Here is a 3,175-nt window from a genome sequence, read left to right on the forward strand (position 1 = left end):
ATGCTGAGCTGGAAGGTGCCGAACAAGAACCTTCAGATGTTGCTAAGCTCTACCTGTAATGTATTTGTGATGTAGCAATAATCTACATTGTGCATAATTGATAAGCCGTATCTCATTGATACGGCTTTGTTGTATTTGCGCGAGCTCAATTTAGGTACAGGTTGGGATTTTTACTGATAGAGATATCATCTATATTTACAGAGAGTCATCAAACATGAGGGTGTTGTTATGGTGCTTTCTGAATGTCGCCAGATGATGGCAGAGCATACGCTCGTTGAAGCTCGTATAGTGCACGATTTTCTAAGTGCTGGCTGGAGTATTAACTTCAGAGACTCTGAGGGGAATGATTACCCTATCACAGATACTTATGGAATTCCGTGTAGCTATGACTCATTGAAGCAGGCTGAAGATGTCGTTCATCAGGTAGGGGACTGCCCTATTATGATTGATAGCCTGTTCAGGTTTGCTGAACGTTAGCGGCAGAGGTTTGCTGACACAGTAAATGGAAGAGGGTGATAGCAGAAAATATACATTGCATTAAAAAGTACGATCGTGCTAAAAAGGATAAAACGCTAGTTATTGAGAAGAAAATGAGCAAAGGCCGCGTTACTCGAGACCACATTTTACAAACCGCTTTTAGCTTGGCCAGTAAAGACGGATTGGATAGTCTGACAATAGGCCAGTTGGCAAAAGCATCAGGGATGTCGAAAAGCGGCCTCTTTTCTCATTTTAACTCGAAAGAGAACCTACAGATTGCGGTGCTGGAATATACCGGCGAGTATTTTACTGAGCGGGTTATTCAGCCGGCACGGGTTGCTGAACCAGAAACTATCGAAAAGAAGCTGCGGCTATTGCTGCAGAACTGGCTAGAGTGGAATCAGTCTTTTCAGGGCAGTTGTATGTTTCTTGATGCCTGGAGAGACAGTAGTGATGCTGACAGCCCTGTTCGGCAGGCTTTGGCGGTTATCACCCGTCGTTGGCTGGACTATTTATGCCGACAGGTAGAAAAAGCAAAGCAAAACGGTGAGCTGAAACCGGAGCTTGATACCTGGCAATTTGTATACCGTCTTTATGGCGTCTATCTGAGCAGTCATTTGTTTCGTTCCTTATCGTTGGAAACCGATGAACACCAGCGGTTCTGGCTTGGTATTGAAGAGTTACTGAACGAGTGGCGAGTGTAATAATCATAGTTACGATTAGTGTTTGTTTGGACTAAAAAAGCACGACCGTACTTTTTGGAGGCTCAATGAGCAGCAAGATATATTTTAGGCAGGGCAAAGGGTTTGATCTTCGCCGAGGCATGATTAACCTGACGACACGTCTGCACCACACTATCGCCCCGGGCCACGCCAGAAAAGTCGCGAAGAATTTGCTGTTGACGCCGGATCGGAGCAAGCGCCAGGTTGAAGAACCAGCCGGGTTGATTCGGCGTCAAATTGACACCTCTGAAGGTAAGATCATGACTTATCAGCTGGGTGAAGGGCCGACCTGGATCCTCGGACATGGCTGGTCAGGCTCATCAAGCCAGTTTTTCTCTCTGATGGAGCATATTGCTGCGGCGGGCTACACCGCGTTGGCGTTTGATAATCCGGCACATGGTGAGAGTGAAGGCCGCTACGGGCATCTGCCAGGCTTTGTGAAGGCGTTTGACGGAGTGCTGGATCAGCAAGCCAGCATAGCTGGCGTTATCGCACACAGCATGGGTGGGGCAATGGTCCTGGAGAGCCGCCATGCATTGCTGGAGGGAAAGCCTGTACTGCTGGTGGCACCGGTGCTCAACTATACAGAAAACCTCGTCAGTACCGTTAGGCGTTCTGGGTATTCGATGAAGCTATTTGATGAGGTGGTCGGTGAAATCGCCGAAACATACCAATATGCGCTGGAGTCGATTGATCCGCTAGAAAGACTGAAAGCCCGCCTTGGTTCAGCGGTGATCGTTCATGATAAGGCCGATCGTTTTGCTTCGTTTGCACACTCTAAGCAGGCGGGGCAGTATGATCATGTGAAGCTGCTGGCAACTGAGGGGTTAGGGCATGGACGGATCCTAAACAGTGATCCGTTGCGTCAGGCATTCGACTCACTGGTTAGCTAGAGGCATCACTTGTTTCCTATAAAGAAAGAGCATCTGTGATGCTCTTTCTTTATTCTTTTTAGATAGATAGATAGGTAGCTAGCTTGGTTTTACTTCTACCTGCTCGCGGGCGAGTTCCAAACGGGCCACCTCGGCGTCCAGCTCGGCAATCTTCTTTTCCATAATCTGATGACAGTGATCAGCCAGCTTACGGGCATCTTTCATTTCATATTGCGAGACATCAATGGGCTCAAGCATTTCGGTAATGACGATACCGTTATCACGTCGGTTCAGTGAAATTTTGTTGTGGGTTGAGCTGACGCACATCGGCACAATCGGTACCCCGGCTTCGATGGCCATGCGGAAAGCACCAGTTTTAAAGGGTAACAGCCCGCGTCCTTTGCTTCGTGTCCCTTCAGGGTACATCCAAACAGACAGGTTACGGCTGTGGATAGCCTCGGCGACCTGCTGAATTGTGCTTCGTGCTTTCGACTTGTTTTCCCTGTCGAGCAGTATGTTACCGGTGATCCAGTAGAGCTGACCGAAGAACGGGATCCACAACAGGCTTTTTTTGCCAATTGAGACAGTTCGTGGCTCAAGCATTCCCGGTGAAGTAACAAAGTCGAAAATATTCTGGTGGTTAGAGATATAGACACTGTTTCCAATCTGAGCGACATTTTCTTTGCCTCGCTTGATCAGCTCAACCCCAACCAGTTTATGGAGTTGATCGAACCCGCGGCAGAAAAAGTGTACGTGTTTAGGATCACGTGGACTCAGCAAGCAGTAAACCAAGGCAAAAAGCGTGGTACAAATGATGAAGATCGCCCCTAAAAAAAGGCGGATAACAGAAAGCACAATCACTCCTTTGTATTGTTAGTACTCTGTCTGACGCTGTTGAGATTATACAGAAGAGGTCAGAGGAGCTTTAGAAACAGATCTACAAAAAATACAGGAATTCAGACAAAAGATAAATGATTCAGACATGCTTAGAGAACATTTTTATTTCAAATATATTTTTGTCTTAAGTGTATTAAGTTCGCAATTTTAGTTGATAGTTTTATTGTTAATTAACACTTAAAAGCGCATAAAAGCAGACAAATGGAT

At 46.5% G+C, this 3,175-nt stretch carries 4 protein-coding genes; 3 read left to right on the plus strand and 1 reads right to left on the minus strand.

Translation table 11 applies throughout. The annotated features are described in order from the left end of the window. The first annotated feature begins 228 nt into the window (after positions 1-228). From MHN01_RS22120 to MHN01_RS22130, 3 genes are all read left to right on the plus strand, one after another. Positions 229-477, plus strand: coding sequence for a hypothetical protein (locus tag MHN01_RS22120; protein WP_239413472.1), 249 nt, complete (start codon positions 229-231; stop codon positions 475-477). Positions 478-590: 113 nt separating this feature from the next. Then, the gene (locus MHN01_RS22125; RefSeq protein ID WP_239413474.1) at positions 591-1,181 is read left to right on the plus strand and encodes a TetR/AcrR family transcriptional regulator; all 591 of its coding nucleotides are present in this window, start codon (positions 591-593) and stop codon (positions 1,179-1,181) included. A gap of 65 nt (positions 1,182-1,246) precedes the next feature. Continuing rightward, the gene (locus MHN01_RS22130; RefSeq protein WP_239413475.1) at positions 1,247-2,092 is read left to right on the plus strand and encodes an alpha/beta hydrolase; all 846 of its coding nucleotides are present in this window, start codon (positions 1,247-1,249) and stop codon (positions 2,090-2,092) included. Positions 2,093-2,170: 78 nt separating this feature from the next. Here MHN01_RS22130 and MHN01_RS22135 read toward each other — a convergent pair whose 3' ends face one another. Then, positions 2,171-2,926 carry a 1-acylglycerol-3-phosphate O-acyltransferase gene (locus MHN01_RS22135; RefSeq protein ID WP_075767725.1) on the minus strand — a complete coding sequence of 252 codons (756 nt, stop codon included), beginning with the start codon at positions 2,924-2,926 and terminating at the stop codon, positions 2,171-2,173. Between the last annotated feature and the right edge of the window lie 249 nt (positions 2,927-3,175).

The organism is Photobacterium sp. OFAV2-7 (assembly GCF_022347985.1).
GTDB lineage: Bacteria > Pseudomonadota > Gammaproteobacteria > Enterobacterales > Vibrionaceae > Photobacterium.